The organism is Pseudomonas sp. R2-60-08W, from assembly GCF_003852335.1.
In the GTDB taxonomy this organism is placed as follows: domain Bacteria; phylum Pseudomonadota; class Gammaproteobacteria; order Pseudomonadales; family Pseudomonadaceae; genus Aquipseudomonas.
In genome coordinates, this window is the sequence record NZ_CP027731.1 from 1,377,163 (window position 1) to 1,391,246 (window position 14,084).

Annotated in this window: 12 protein-coding genes; 8 read left to right on the plus strand and 4 right to left on the minus strand. The window is 59.6% G+C overall.

Annotated features, from left to right (window positions below):
• The first annotated feature begins 203 nt into the window (after positions 1–203).
• A complete protein-coding gene (locus C4J90_RS06180; RefSeq protein ID WP_124361603.1) occupies positions 204–1,847 on the plus strand; it encodes a Na+/H+ antiporter in 1,644 nt (547 codons plus the stop codon).
• Here the strand turns inward: C4J90_RS06180 and C4J90_RS06185 are convergent.
• From C4J90_RS06185 to map, 4 genes are all read right to left on the minus strand, one after another.
• Complete coding sequence (locus C4J90_RS06185; protein WP_124419427.1) at positions 1,840–2,580, minus strand: M12 family metallopeptidase; 741 nt, start codon at positions 2,578–2,580, stop codon at positions 1,840–1,842. The two genes, C4J90_RS06180 and C4J90_RS06185, sit on opposite strands and share 8 nt — an antisense overlap.
• Positions 2,581–2,695: 115 nt before the next feature.
• Positions 2,696–3,895: a succinyldiaminopimelate transaminase gene (gene dapC / locus C4J90_RS06190; protein ID WP_124419428.1), complete on the minus strand. Its 1,200-nt coding sequence runs from the start codon at positions 3,893–3,895 to the stop codon at positions 2,696–2,698.
• Between the two features lie 156 nt (positions 3,896–4,051).
• The gene (locus tag C4J90_RS06195) at positions 4,052–6,754 is read right to left on the minus strand and encodes a [protein-PII] uridylyltransferase (RefSeq protein ID WP_124361606.1); all 2,703 of its coding nucleotides are present in this window, start codon (positions 6,752–6,754) and stop codon (positions 4,052–4,054) included.
• Positions 6,755–6,820: 66 nt separating this feature from the next.
• Positions 6,821–7,603 (minus strand): type I methionyl aminopeptidase, encoded by a 783-nt coding sequence (gene map, locus C4J90_RS06200; RefSeq protein WP_005785707.1) that lies wholly within the window; start codon positions 7,601–7,603, stop codon positions 6,821–6,823.
• A 376-nt stretch (positions 7,604–7,979) separates the two neighbouring features.
• Here map and rpsB point away from each other — a divergent pair, with 376 nt between their 5' ends.
• The 7 genes from rpsB to ispC all read left to right on the plus strand — a co-directional run bounded on the left by rpsB (position 7,980) and on the right by ispC (position 14,075).
• Positions 7,980–8,717, plus strand: coding sequence for a 30S ribosomal protein S2 (rpsB, locus tag C4J90_RS06205; RefSeq protein WP_048719953.1), 738 nt, complete (start codon positions 7,980–7,982; stop codon positions 8,715–8,717).
• 203 nt (positions 8,718–8,920) lie between these two features.
• Positions 8,921–9,784: a translation elongation factor Ts gene (tsf, locus tag C4J90_RS06210; protein ID WP_124361608.1), complete on the plus strand. Its 864-nt coding sequence runs from the start codon at positions 8,921–8,923 to the stop codon at positions 9,782–9,784.
• 211 nt (positions 9,785–9,995) lie between these two features.
• Positions 9,996–10,739: a UMP kinase gene (gene pyrH / locus C4J90_RS06215; protein ID WP_003172271.1), complete on the plus strand. Its 744-nt coding sequence runs from the start codon at positions 9,996–9,998 to the stop codon at positions 10,737–10,739.
• Positions 10,736–11,293, plus strand: coding sequence for a ribosome recycling factor (gene frr / locus C4J90_RS06220; protein ID WP_124419429.1), 558 nt, complete (start codon positions 10,736–10,738; stop codon positions 11,291–11,293). Before pyrH ends, frr begins: the two co-directional genes overlap by 4 nt.
• Positions 11,294–11,310: 17 nt before the next feature.
• Entirely contained in the window at positions 11,311–12,066 is a 756-nt protein-coding gene (uppS, locus tag C4J90_RS06225; RefSeq protein WP_057723202.1) for a polyprenyl diphosphate synthase, read from the plus strand.
• Positions 12,067–12,873, plus strand: a complete 807-nt coding sequence (locus C4J90_RS06230) for a phosphatidate cytidylyltransferase (protein WP_124361610.1) — start codon at positions 12,067–12,069, stop codon at positions 12,871–12,873.
• On the plus strand, positions 12,870–14,075 hold the full coding sequence (ispC, locus tag C4J90_RS06235) for a 1-deoxy-D-xylulose-5-phosphate reductoisomerase (protein WP_124419430.1): 1,206 nt from the start codon (positions 12,870–12,872) through the stop codon (positions 14,073–14,075). Before C4J90_RS06230 ends, ispC begins: the two co-directional genes overlap by 4 nt.
• Positions 14,076–14,084 lie beyond the last annotated feature (9 nt).

The window sequence follows — 14,084 nt, forward strand, 5'->3', positions numbered from 1 at the left end:
CCCCTTTGGATGAATGAAAAATGAAAGATCGCGGATTATGCCACGCCCAGCGCGTTTCGGCGCCGCTCGTCAGCGCTGTGCGACGTTTGTGCAAAAGGCAGCGCGCCGCATAGCCGGTTACCATAGCCGGGTAATATGGCACTTCAACGGCCAGTTGTTGCCTCATGTGTCGTTGCAAGTCGATTGTCTGGGAAACCCGCGTTATGCAAACCGCCTACACCGTTCTTATCCTACTGATGCTGGTCAGCGTGTCGCGTCTGATCGGGCGCATCATTCCCCTGCCGCTGCCGCTGGTACAGATTGCCGCCGGGGCCCTGCTGGCCTGGCCCACGTTGGGGCTGCATGTGGCGCTGGACCCGGAGCTGTTCCTGTTTCTGTTCTTGCCGCCGCTGCTGTTTTCCGATGGCTGGCGCATGCCCAAGCGTGAGCTGTGGCGCCTGCGCGGGCCGATCCTGACCTTGGCGGTGGGGTTGGTGCTGTTCACGGTGGTCGGCGCGGGTTATTTCATTCACTGGATTCTGCCGACGATTCCGTTGCCGGTAGCCTTTGCCCTGGCGGCCGTGTTGTCGCCGACGGATGCCGTGGCGGTGTCGGCCATTGCCCAGAACCGCCTGCCCACCCCCTTGATGCATATGCTCCAGGGTGAGGCCTTAATGAATGATGCGTCGGGCCTGGTGACCTTCAAGTTTGCCCTGGCGGCCGCGTTGACCGGAGTGTTTTCCCTGGCCGATGCCAGCCTGACCTTTGTCTTGGTCGCAGTGGGTGGGCTGGCAGTCGGTGTGGCGTTGAGCTGGCTAGTCGGTCGCCTGCGCGCCTGGATGATTGCACGTGGTTGGGATGACCCGGCCACCCACGTGGTGTTCATGTTGCTGCTGCCCTTCGCGGCCTACGTACTGGCGGAACGCTTGGGCGCGTCGGGCATTTTGTCGGCCGTGGCGGCGGGCATGATGCAGAGCTGGCTGGACCTGCTGCCGCGTCAAACCAGTACACGCCTGCTCAATCGCAGTGTCTGGTCGCTGCTGGAGTTTGCCTTCAACGGCCTGATCTTTCTGCTGCTGGGCCTGCAACTGCCGGACATTATCAAGGCAGTGGTGAGCCATGAGCCGACGTTGTGGCCGACCTTGATGTACCGCTGCCTGGACGTGATTGCGATCTTCGTGGTGCTGGTGGTGTTGCGCTTTATCTGGGTTCAGAGCATTTGGCGGCTGTCAGGCTTGCTGCGTCGCGTGCGTGGCAAAAGCGAGCTGACCCTGGTGCCCACGGCGCGATCCTGTTGGCTGCTGACGGTGGGCGGCGTACGCGGTGCGGTGACACTGGCGGGCGTGATGTCGGTGCCATTGCTGCTGGCGCCGGGCCAGGCTTTTCCGGAGCGCGACCTGCTGATCTTTATCGCGGCCGGCGTCATTCTGTTGTCGCTGGTCGCCGCCTGTATCGCGCTGCCGTTGCTGCTTCGCGGTATCGAAAAGAGTCCCGATGAAAAGCGTCACCGAGAGGTTCGCGAGGCCTGGAAAAAAACCGCCGTGGCAGCGATCCATGCGCTGGAAGCTGAAGAGCCTGATGAAACCGCAGTGTCGGATGCGGCTCAAGCGGCATTGGCCACTGAGCTCAAGGCGCGATTGATGTCGGAATATCGCCACCAGCTTGAGGTATTCAACGATTCCGCCGAAGCCCAGGCCCTGGCGCTGCAGATGGACCAACTGGAACGCAAGCTGCGGCTCAAGGGGCTGCGTGCGCAGCGGTTGGAGTTGTATCGTTTGAGTCGCCAACATCAAATTGGCGATGATGTATTGCGCGAAGTCCTGGCGGATCTGGATATGAGTGAAGCGAACTTGGGCAGCATCAAGTAGTTTGGGCGTTGATCATTACGCGGATGCCGGTACTGAGCAGTTTGCCGAGCAGTGTTTTATCCTCCGGGTACAGTGACTGCACAAAGCTTTTATCGCCTTCCGATAGTTTGAAGTTGCGCGGGACGGGTTTTCCACTGTTCAGGCGTGAGGTGCGCACCTCATAGTGCATGATGGATTTGTCGTCATAGTTTGAAGTCTTTACCTGCCTGCGCGAAAAGGGTCGGAGGATATCGTTGTGGGCCTTATACGAGGGTTCTCCTCTCGATGCATATTCCTCATAGATGTTCTGCCTGTTCAGGTCCAACGTCCGATCAGGGTGCTGATGCTCATGCTTGAGGCCGAGGGCGTGGCCGAATTCATGCTGGATCGTTGCGGCGACGCTGTCTGGCGAGCGTGTGAAGTCAATGCCCATGGTCGGTTTGGATAAAGGCACCTTCTTTGCGCCGGTGCCCACGTTTGACCATCCCGATCCGTTGTCAGCGTCCGCAGTGATGCGGATATCGCCATTGGGGCTGTTGGTGAACTTGAAGTAGAGATTGGTATGCGGCGCCCATGCGTTGATGTTGTGCTTTACCAACGCTTTTTGTTCTGGGGTCATGTTCAGCAGGGAGATAGTCAGCACCGAATGCTGAGGCCATAGTTTGTCGGGCATGGCGACGCCGCGCTTACTTCTATTGAGCGGCGCGGTGACGCAATGAGCAGAAGGCGAAGTGGGCGAAATCGTGAGAGTCATGGGGTTCACCTAAGTGTTTATATAAACTTAGGTGTAAGGTTTGCGTGTTTCTGTTCCCTCTCAATAGTTGCAAGAAACAACGCTGGAGGCCGCCCCGTTGGGAGCGGCTTGTGTCTCAACCGCGGCGCTGGATGAAATCGCGAATCCGCCCAGCCGCTTCGACACATTCGGCCAGCGGTGCAACCAATGCCAGGCGCACACGCCCGGCGCCTGGGTTGAAGCCATCCACTTCGCGGGACAGGTAAGAGCCCGGTACCACCGTCACATGTTCCTCCACGAACAAATCACGGCAGAAAGCAGCATCGTCCCCGTTCACATTCGGCCACAAATAAAAGCCACCGTCCGGGCTTTGCACGTCCAGCACCGGTTTGAGGATCGCCAGCACTGCGTCGAACTTCTCGCGATACAGGTCACGGTTGGCCTGTACGTGCGCTTCGTCCTGCCAGGCGGCGATGCTGGCCAGTTGGGTTTGCACCGGCATTGCGCAGCCGTGATAGGTGCGATACAGCAGGAAAGCCTTGAGAATCTCAGCATCGCCAGCGACAAAGCCCGAACGCAGGCCCGGCAGGTTGGAGCGCTTGGACAGGCTGTGGAACACCACGCAACGCTTGAAGTCCTGGCGACCCAGTTCGACACAGGCGCTCAGCAGGCCTGGCGGCGGGGTTTGCTCATCGAAGTATAGCTCGCTGTAGCACTCGTCGGCGGCGATCACGAAATCGTATTCATCGGCCAGGGCGATCAGCTTTTTCAGGGTGTCTACCGGAATCAGCGCGCCGGTCGGGTTGCCCGGGGAGCACAGGAACAGGATCTGGCAACGTTTCCAGATGTCCGGCGACACGGCATCGAAGTCCGGGTTGAACCCATTGGTGTCCAGGCACGCCAGGTAATGCGGCTTGGCACCGGCGAGGAACGCGGCGCCTTCGTAGATCTGGTAGAACGGGTTCGGGCTCACCACCAGCGCGTCGTCACCGCGATTGACCACGGCTTGGGTAAAGGCGAACAGCGCCTCGCGTGTGCCGTTGACCGGCAGGATATTGCGCGCCGGGTCCAGCCAGCCTGCAGGTACGTTGAAGCGGCGCTCGCACCAGGCGCCAATGGCCTCGCGTAATGCGGGGATGCCCAGTGTGGTCGGGTACACCGCCATCTGGTCCAGGTTGTTGCTCAGCGCCTCGGCCACGAAACTCGGTGATGTGTGCTTGGGCTCGCCAATCGACAGGGCAATCGGGCGTTTGGCCGGGTTGGGGGTGACACTGCCGAGCAGGGCGCGCAGTTTCTCGAATGGGTAAGGCTGCAGCTGGTTCAGGGCGTTGTTCATCGCAAGTCTCGTCAATTCAGTTGTCGGCACGCGGTCTGGTTGCCGGCGAAAATTCAATGTGGGAGGGGGCTTGCTCCCGATTGCGTTGTGTCAGTCAGCTGATCTTTATCTGATCCAATGCTATCGGGAGTAAGCCCCTCCCACATACGCCGGTGTTCATAGGGTCAGGCGCGTCAGCGCGACGCCGGGTTCCTGGGTCACGCTCAATTGCTCCACGATCGCATCCTGCAAACGGCGGCACAGCTCAGGGTCGGACAGCGGCTGGTTATCGGCGTCGGTGATGAAGAACACGTCTTCCACGCGCTCGCCGAGGGTCGCAATCTTGGCGTTCTGCAGCGACAGATCGAACTCCAGGAAAATCCCGCCGATGCGTGCCAGCAGGCCGGGGCGATCCGGCGCGCTGAGCTCCAGCACGGTTACCGGGCGCTGGGCGTCGTTGGAGATCGTCACCTGCGGCGCAAAGGCAAAGTGCTTGAGCTGGCGCGGTACCCGGCGCTGGATGATGGTCGGGTAATCATCCGGGTTGCGCAGGGCTTCGGTCAGGCCTTCGCGGATCTTCTTCACACGCACCGGATTGTCGCCAATCGAGTCGCCTTCGGTGTCGAGCACAATATAGGTGTCGAGGGTGAACTGGCTGCTGGAGGTGATCACCCGGGCGTCATGAATGTTCAGGTTGAGCTGGTCCATGGCCGCCACGGTTACGGCGAAGAAGTCATGTTGGTCCGGCGCGTAGATAAAAATCTGCGTGCCGCCTTCGAATTCGCGCTGGGTGGTTTCCTTGATCAGGACCAGCGGGCCGCCATCGGCCGGCTGTTGAAGGATGGCGTCGGTGTGCCAGGCGACATCGCCGGCGGTGTGACGCAGGAAATAGTCGTCACCCAGTTGCGACCACAGTTGTTCAACATCGTCCGGGTCGTTGCCGCCGCGCACCAGGATATCCAGGGCCGCGCTTTGGGTGCGGCGGATCTGCTCTTCGCGGTCTACCGGGTTTTCCAGGCCGCGGCGCAGGGCGCGCTTGGTCTCGGTGTACAACTGGCGCAACAGGCTGGCGCGCCAGGAGTTCCATAACGTCGGGTTGGTGGCGTTGATGTCGGAGACGGTCAGCACGTAGAGGTAGTCGAGGCGGGTTTCATCGCCGACGATCTGCGCGAAGTCGTGGATCACTTGCGGGTCGGACAAGTCCTTGCGCTGGGCGGTGGTCGACATCACCAGGTGGTTCTGCACCAGCCAGACGATCAGGCGGCTGTCCCACAACGGCAATTGGTGGCGTTGGCAGAACGCTTCGGCATCCACCGCGCCGATCTCCGAATGGTCGCCATGCCGGCCCTTGCCGATGTCGTGGTACAGGCCGGCCAGGTAGATCAGCTCTGGCTTGGGCAGCTTGGCCATGAGCTTACTGGCCAGTGGGAATTTCTCTGACACCTGGGTGTACTGCAACTTACGCAAGTGCTTGATCAGGTTCAGCGTGTGGGCGTCCACGGTATAGATGTGGAACAGGTCGTGCTGCATCTGCCCGACGATAAAGCCGAACTCCGGCAGGTAGCGCCCGAGGATGCCGTAGCGGTTCATGCGCCGCAGGTTGCGGTGGATGCCGATCTTGCACTTGAACAGTTCGATAAACAGGCTGGTGTTGCGGATGTCATGACGAAACTCATCGTCGATCAGATGACGGTTTTCCCGCAGCAGGCGAATGGTATCGGCGCGCACGCCTTTGATTTCCGGCTGCTGGGCCATCAGCACGAAGATTTCCAGCATGGCGAACGGCGTGCGGCGGAATACGTTGTCGTTGCGCGCCTCGATGTAACCGTCGTGCAGTTGGAAGCGCGAATTGATCGGTTGCGGCGGCGCTTCGTCTTCGGGTGCCAGGATCACTTCTTCGAAGTGCTGGATGATCAGGTCGCTGAGCTGGGCAATGCTCATCACTACCCGGTAGTACTGCTGCATGAAGCTTTCGATGCTGGTCTTCGCGTCTTCGCCTTCAAAACCCAATAGGGTCGCGATGGAGCGCTGGTGGTCGAACAGCAGGCGGTCTTCCGAGCGCCCGGCAAGCATGTGCAGGGCGTAGCGCACTTTCCACAGGAACTCCTGGGACGAGGCCAGCAGCGCGTTTTCGCTCTCCACCAGAAAGCCCTCGCCGGCCAGGGCGCGCAGGTTCAGGGTGCCGTACTGGCGACGGGCCACCCACAAAATCGTCTGGATATCCCGCAGCCCGCCCGGCGAGCCTTTGACGTTGGGTTCCAGGTTGTATTCGGTGTCGTTGTATTTGTGGTGCCGCGCCTTTTGCTCGGCACGCTTGGCCAGGAAAAAATCCTTGCTCGGCCACATGTGTGCGGTGTTGGTGACTTCGAGCATGCGTTGGCGCAGGCGCTCGGGGCCGGCGATGGTGCGGCTTTCCATCAGGTTGGTGATGACGGTCAGGTCGGCGCGAGCCTCTTCGGCGCATTCGTCCACCGAGCGTACGCTCTGGCCGACTTCCAGGCCGATGTCCCACAACAGCGTCAGAAACCGCTCGATGGAATCGCGAAAAATCTCATGGTCGGCGCTGTCCAGGAGAATCAGCAGGTCGATGTCGGAGTAGGGGTGCAACTCACCACGGCCGTAGCCGCCGACCGCGACCAGGGCGATATCCGCCTCGCTGCTCCAGCTGAACTGTTCCCAGGCTTTTTGCAGGATATTGTCGACGAACCAGGCGCGGTCCTCGATCAGCCGGCGTATGTCGCGGCCGCTGCGAAAGCGCTCATCGAGCACCTCGCGGGCCTGGCGGATCGCCTTCTTGAACGCGGCGATAGGGCTCGCCTTCAGCGCCAGTTCGGCCTGGAACTGGCCACGGTCGAAGAGTTCGGGATCCACCTGGGGCATCGATCGGCTTTCCTTTCTATACTATCAGTCATTCACAACATGCTATGGGGAAACCTGGGCAAGCTGTCAGGCCGAAACGCGTGGAATCGTGTCGTCGGCGCGCAGGGTGAAAATCTCGTAGCCGGTTTCGGTGACCAGCAGGGTGTGCTCCCACTGGGCCGAGAGTTTGCGGTCCTTGGTGATGGCGGTCCAGCCGTCGCCCAGCACCTTGGTATCGGCCTTGCCTTGGTTGATCATCGGTTCGATGGTAAAGGTCATGCCGGCCTTGAGTTCCATGCCGGTGCCGGCGCGGCCGTAATGCAGGATCTGCGGCTCTTCATGGAACACGGTACCGATGCCATGGCCGCAGAACTCGCGCACCACCGAGAAGCCATTCTTTTCGGCGTGCTTCTGGATCACTTCACCGATATCGCCCAGGCGGCAGCCTGGCTTGACGATCTCGATGGCCTTGTACATGCATTCCTGAGTCACCTGGGACAGGCGCTCGGCCCAGACCGGCACGTTGCCGACGTGGAACATGCGGCTGGTGTCGCCGAAGTAGCGGTCCTTGATCACGGTGACGTCGATGTTCAGGGTGTCGCCGTCCTTCAACGGCTTGTCCCCCGGGATCCCGTGGCAGACCACGTGGTTGACCGAGGTGCAGATCGACTTGGGAAAGCCTTTGTAGTTCAGTGGGGCTGGGATGGCCTTTTGCACATTGACGATATAGTCATGGCAGATCTGGTTCAGTTCTTCGGTGGTGACGCCGGGCTTGACGTGTTCGGCGATCATTTCCAGCACGTCGGCGGCCAGTTTGCCGGCGATGCGCATGCCGGCGATGTCTTCGGCGGTTTTCAAACTAACGGTCATACAGGCTCTCTCTAGCGCGACGCGCTGAAATCAATACGGTTCACGGGCGTGCGACACTTCGCACACGCCACAAAAAAACGCGATTCTAACAGACGCGGGCGACAAACCATGAGCCCCTGACGATCGCTTCTCTCTATAGAGTGGGGGTATGTCGGCCCCATTCAAAGGGTTGGCGCAAGGAAGCTTGCGGCAAATGTGATTGCGGGTTCCGTTTTCGCCCTTGCTGTGGTATAAAATGCGCCGCTTTCCGGGGATGCCCCGCAGAGCTTAAATCCACACACGTGTCGACACGATGACCTGGGTGCCGGAGGCCTTGAAGCCGCTGGTTGGTCATTGGGATACGTGGAGGCCAAACCCGACTTATTAAGGAACTATCATGTCCCAAGTCAACATGCGCGATATGCTGAAGGCCGGTGTGCACTTCGGTCACCAGACCCGTTACTGGAACCCGAAAATGGGTAAGTACATTTTCGGCGCGCGTAACAAGATTCACATTATCAACCTTGAAAAAACCCTGCCAATGTTCAACGAAGCTTTGACTTTCGTAGAGCGCCTGGCCCAGGGCAAAAACAAGATCCTGTTCGTCGGCACCAAGCGTTCCGCTGGCAAGATCGTTGCTGAAGAAGCGGCACGTTGCGGTTCGCCGTACGTCGATCACCGCTGGTTGGGCGGCATGCTGACCAACTTCAAAACCATCCGTGCTTCCATCAAGCGTCTGCGTGACCTTGAAGTGCAAGCCGAAGACGGTACTTTCGCCAAGCTGACCAAGAAAGAGGCGCTGATGCGCACTCGCGACCTGGAAAAGCTCGATCGTTCCCTGGGTGGTATCAAGGACATGGGCGGTCTGCCTGACGCACTGTTCGTTATCGACGTTGATCACGAGCGCATCGCGATCACCGAAGCCAACAAGCTGGGCATCCCTGTTATCGGCGTAGTCGATACCAACAGCAGCCCGGATGGCGTTGACTACATCATCCCAGGCAACGATGACGCAATCCGCGCTATCCAGCTGTACATGGGTTCGATGGCTGACGCTGTAATCCGTGGTCGCAACCACGTTGCTGGCGGTACCGAGCAGTTCGTTGAAGAAGCTCCGGTAGCCGCAGCTGAGTAATTGACGCCCTGGCGTTGACTCAGTAAGCAAAAAGGGGGCTTGGCCCCCTTTTTGCCACCTCGAAAACCATTTGTTGGCGCCCACTTGTGGCGGCGCATCGTTGCTCTGTAACGTGCAGCAGCCTACAACGGATATTCGGGAAGAATTGATCCCCCGTTCGATCGGGTGGAATGGTTGAAAACCTATCCAAGAGGAATTTGAAAATGGCAGCAATTACTGCAGCGTTGGTTAAAGAACTGCGTGAGCGTACCGGCGAAGGCATGATGGATTGCAAGAAGGCCCTGGAAAAGGCCGACGGCGACATCGAAAAAGCCATTGACGACATGCGTGCTTCCGGCGCCATCAAGGCCGCCAAGAAAGCAGGCAACGTGGCTGCTGAAGGCGCCATCGCTCTGAAAGAAGACGGCAAGTCCGCGGTACTGCTGGAAGTGAACTCGCAGACCGACTTCCTGGCTCTGCAGGACGACTTCAAGGCATTTGTTGCCGCCAGCGTTGAAAAAGCGTTCGCCGACAAACTGACTGACGCCGCTCCGCTGATCGAAGCTCAAGAAGCAGATCGCCTGGTACTGGTCGGCAAGGTTGGCGAAAACGTCAACATCCGTCGCCTGGTGCGCGTTGAAGGTGACGTGGTAGGTGGTTACCTGCACGGCAACAAGATCGGTGTTGCAGTTGTCCTGAAAGGCGGCAACGTTGAACTGGCCAAAGACATCGCTATGCACGTAGCGGCCAGCAACCCTGAGTTCCTGTTGCCTTCGGAAGTTTCTGCCGAAGCGATCGAGCGTGAAAAAGCTGTGTTCCTGCAGTTGAACGAAGAAAAAATCAAAGGCAAGCCAGAAAACATTGTTGAGAACATGGTCAAAGGCCGTATCAGCAAGTTCCTGGCTGAAGCAAGCCTGGTTGAGCAGGCGTTCGTCAAGAACCCTGAAATCAAGGTTGGCGAACTGGCCAAGAAAGCCGGTGCTGAAATCGTTTCCTTCACTTACTTCAAAGTAGGCGACGGTATCGAGAAGCCGGTCGACAACTTCGCTGAAGAAGTTGCTGCCCAGCTGGCTGCCGCCAAGCAATAAGACAGTTTTGAACTGTCGCCCGAAAGAGGCTGCCCGCTCACGCGCGCAGCCTCTTTTCAAATGGGAAGGCGAATTTATTTGGCTTCCCCTCGGAACTGGCTTACAAAGCCGTGTTCCGATGGCGCTGTGATGGCGTCCAGCTAGAGTGAACGCAAGCCGTAAACGGCTCGCCAAGAATTTTTTAAAAAATACGCCGCAGGAGAGATTCGCAATGGCTCAGCAGGGCAGTGGTTATCAGGCTCGCTATAAACGCATTCTACTCAAGCTCAGCGGCGAGGCCCTGATGGGCTCGGAAGAGTTCGGGATCGACCCCAAGGTACTTGACCGCATGGCGCTCGAAGTCGGCCAACTGGTCGGTATCGGTGTTCAGGTGGGCCTGGTGATCGGTGGTGGCAACCTGTTCCGCGGCGCGGCACTGAGTGCTGCCGGCATGGATCGGGTCACTGGCGACCACATGGGCATGCTGGCCACTGTGATGAACGCCCTGGCCATGCGTGACGCCCTGGAGCGTGCCAATATCTCGGCCATCGTGATGTCGGCTATTTCCATGGTCGGTGTGACCGATCACTACGATCGCCGCAAAGCCATGCGCCACCTGAACGCCAAGGAAGTGGTGATCTTTGCCGCGGGCACCGGTAACCCATTCTTCACCACCGATTCGGCCGCATGCCTGCGTGCTATCGAAATCGACGCAGACGTGGTGTTGAAGGCGACCAAGGTGGATGGCGTATACACTGCAGATCCATTCAAAGACCCGCATGCCGAGAAGTTCGATCATCTGACCTACGATGAAGTGCTGGATCGCAAGCTGGGTGTGATGGACCTGACGGCTATCTGTCTGTGCCGCGACCACAAGATGCCGCTGCGCGTATTTAACATGAACAAACCCGGCGCCCTGCTGAATATCGTACACGGCGGCGCAGAAGGGACTCTGATCGAGGAAGGCCAACAATGATCAACGAAATCAAGAAAGACGCCCAAGCGCGTATGCACAAATCCCTGGAGTCTCTGAGCCACGCATTCGGCCAGATTCGTACCGGCAAGGCTCACCCAAGCATCCTGGGCAGCGTGATGGTGCCCTACTACGGTACGGACACCTCCATTACCCAGGTGGCCAACATCACCGTAAAAGACTCGCGCACCCTGCAGGTCGTGGCCTTCGAGCGCAACATGCTCGGGGCGGTCGACAAAGCTATCCAGAGTGCCGGCTTGAACCTCAACCCGACCAACCTGGGCGAATTGTTGTTGATTTCCATGCCTGCCCTGACCGAAGAGACCCGCAAGGGCTTCACCAAGCAGGCGCGCAGCGCGGCAGAAGATGCACGGGTTGCCGTGCGCAACATCCGTCGCGATGCCTTGGGTGACCTGAAGAAGCTGGTCAAGGACAAGGAAATCAGCGAAGACGAAGAGCGCCGTGCCGTTGCCGATATCGATAAGCTGACCAAGGATGCGGAGGCCCAGATCACCAGGGCCACCGAAGAAAAAGAAAAGGACCTGATGGCCGTATAAGGGGTCAGGACGCCTTCATGGAAAAGACCAAGCAGACTGTGCCCTCTGTGGTGCCGCGCCATGTCGCGATCATCATGGATGGGAATAATCGCTGGGCGAAAAAACGCTTTATGCCCGGTGTTGCCGGGCATAAAGCGGGTGTCGATGCGGTGCGCGCTGTCATCGAAGTGTGCGCCGAGGCCAAGGTCGAAGTGCTGACGCTGTTTGCCTTTTCCAGTGAGAACTGGCAACGGCCCGCCGAAGAAGTGAGTGCCTTGATGGACCTGTTCTTCAAGGCGCTGCGGCGCGAGGCCAAGCGCCTCAATGACAACGGCATCAGCCTGCGCATCATTGGTGACCGTTCCCGGTTCCACCCGGAGCTGCAGGCAGCCATGCGTGAAGCCGAGGCTATCACGGCCGGCAGCAACCGTTTCGTGCTGCAAATCGCGGCCAACTACGGCGGCCAATGGGATATCGCCCAGGCTGCGCAACGACTGGCCCGCGAAGTGCAGGCCGGTCATCTGCGGCCCGACGACATCACGCCCGAACTGCTGCAAACCTGCCTGGTGACTGGCGACCTGCCGTTGCCAGACTTGTGCATCCGTACCGGTGGTGAGCACCGCATCAGCAATTTCCTGCTGTGGCAGCTAGCCTATACCGAGTTGTATTTCTCCGACCTGTTCTGGCCGGACTTCAAACACGATGCCATGCGCAATGCGCTGGCCGATTTCGCTTCCCGTCAGCGTCGCTTCGGTAAAACGAGCGAGCAGATCGAAGCTGGAGCCCGGGTTTAAATGCTTAAACAACGAATCATCACAGCACTGATCCTGCTGCCGATTGCCTTGTGTGGTTTTTTCCTGCTCGAGGGTTCCGGCTTTGCACTGTTCATCGGCCTGGTGGTAACCCTCGGCGCATGGGAATGGGCGCGTCTGGCGGGCTTCAGCGATCAATTGCCACGCGTGGCGTACGCCGCGATCGTCGCGCTGTTGCTGTTCCTGATGTACATCCTGCCCGATATCGCGCCCTGGGTGCTGGGGGCGTCGGTACTGTGGTGGGCATTGGCGACGTTCCTGGTGCTGACCTATCCACGCACCAGCGGTCAATGGTCCAGTGTGGCCTGCAAGTTGGTGATTGGCTTGCTGATCCTGCTGCCGGCCTGGCAAGGCTTGGTGGAAATCAAGCGTTTCCCGAATGGCAACGAATTGATCCTGGCGGTCATGGTGCTGGTCTGGGGCGCTGACATTGGTGCCTACTTTTCAGGCCGTGCCTTTGGCAAGCGCAAGCTGGCGCCGGCCGTCAGCCCAGGCAAGAGCTGGGAAGGCGTATACGGCGGGCTGGCCTTGACGCTGCTGATTGCGCTGGCGGTCGGTGTGTGGCGCGACTGGTCGGTGAAAGAGATTGTCCTCGCCCTGTTGGGGACCGCCGTGGTGGTATTCATTTCGGTGGTGGGCGACCTCACCGAGAGCATGTTCAAGCGCCAGGCCGGGATCAAGGACAGCAGCAATCTGCTGCCAGGTCACGGTGGTGTGCTGGACCGTATCGACAGCCTCACCGCCGCGTTGCCGATCTTTGCCGTGTTGCTGTGGATGATCGCTTCGTGAGCCGTCTGCAGCAGGTCACCGTGCTTGGAGCGACGGGCTCGGTCGGGCTGAGCAGCCTGGATGTCATCGCCCGTCACCCCGATCGTTACCAGGTTTTCGCCCTGACTGGCTTTACACGCATGAATGAACTGCTGGCGTTATGCGTGCGTCATTCGCCGCGCTTTGCCGTGGTGCCGCAGGCCGCTGCCGCGCGAAGCCTGCAGGATGATCTGCGGGCCGCCGGCCTTGCCACCCAGGTGCTGGTGGGCGAGGAGGGGCTGTGCCAGGTGTCTGCGGACGCCGAAGTGGATACTGTCGTGGCAGCTATTGTCGGCGCAGCGGGTTTGCGCCCCACACTGGCTGCCGTCGATGCGGGCAAGAAAATCCTGCTGGCCAATAAAGAAGCCCTGGTCATGTCCGGCGCGCTCTTTATGCAGGCCGTGCGCAAGAGTGGGGCGGTCCTGTTGCCCCTGGACAGCGAGCACAACGCGATCTTCCAGTGCATGCCCGCTGATTTTGCCCGCGGCCTGGGCCAGGTCGGCGTGCGCCGGATTTTACTGACGGCGTCCGGTGGTCCCTTCCGGCAGACTCCGGTGGATGAGCTGGAGCATGTGTCGCCCGACCAGGCGTGCGCGCACCCGAACTGGTCCATGGGGCGCAAAATCTCCGTGGATTCGGCGAGCATGATGAATAAAGGGCTGGAACTGATCGAGGCGTGCTGGTTGTTCGATGCGCGGCCTGATCAGGTGGAGGTGGTGATTCACCCGCAAAGTGTGATTCATTCCCTGGTGGATTACGTGGACGGCTCGGTACTGGCGCAATTGGGCAACCCGGATATGCGCACGCCGATCGCCAATGCCCTGGCTTGGCCGGAGCGGATTGATTCCGGTGTGGCGCCATTGGACCTGTTTGCCATCGCGCGCCTGGATTTCCAGGCGCCGGACGAACAGCGCTTCCCGTGCCTGCGTCTGGCCCGGCAAGCAGCTGAGGCGGGCAACAGTGCGCCAGCCATGCTCAATGCAGCCAATGAAGTGGCCGTGGCGGCGTTTCTCGAACGGCGCATCCGCTTTCCGCAGATCGCGAGTATCATCGAGGACGTTCTGGATTCTGAGCCGGTTGTGGCTGTGGATGACCTGGGGGCCGTGTTCGAGGCGGATACAAAGGCTCGGGCCCTGGCCGAGCAATGGCTGGACCGCAACGCGCGTCAGGCTGTAGGCGGGTAAGCGCCTTCA

Coding starts and splice junctions, on each gene's coding strand:
- C4J90_RS06180 (WP_124361603.1), top strand. CDS start 204: ATGCAAACCGCCTACACCGTTCTTATCCTACTGATGCTGGTCAGCGTG.
- C4J90_RS06185 (WP_124419427.1), bottom strand. CDS start 2,580: ATGACTCTCACGATTTCGCCCACTTCGCCTTCTGCTCATTGCGTCACC.
- dapC (WP_124419428.1), bottom strand. CDS start 3,895: ATGAACAACGCCCTGAACCAGCTGCAGCCTTACCCATTCGAGAAACTG.
- C4J90_RS06195 (WP_124361606.1), bottom strand. CDS start 6,754: ATGCCCCAGGTGGATCCCGAACTCTTCGACCGTGGCCAGTTCCAGGCC.
- map (WP_005785707.1), bottom strand. CDS start 7,603: ATGACCGTTAGTTTGAAAACCGCCGAAGACATCGCCGGCATGCGCATC.
- rpsB (WP_048719953.1), top strand. CDS start 7,980: ATGTCCCAAGTCAACATGCGCGATATGCTGAAGGCCGGTGTGCACTTC.
- tsf (WP_124361608.1), top strand. CDS start 8,921: ATGGCAGCAATTACTGCAGCGTTGGTTAAAGAACTGCGTGAGCGTACC.
- pyrH (WP_003172271.1), top strand. CDS start 9,996: ATGGCTCAGCAGGGCAGTGGTTATCAGGCTCGCTATAAACGCATTCTA.
- frr (WP_124419429.1), top strand. CDS start 10,736: ATGATCAACGAAATCAAGAAAGACGCCCAAGCGCGTATGCACAAATCC.
- uppS (WP_057723202.1), top strand. CDS start 11,311: ATGGAAAAGACCAAGCAGACTGTGCCCTCTGTGGTGCCGCGCCATGTC.
- C4J90_RS06230 (WP_124361610.1), top strand. CDS start 12,067: ATGCTTAAACAACGAATCATCACAGCACTGATCCTGCTGCCGATTGCC.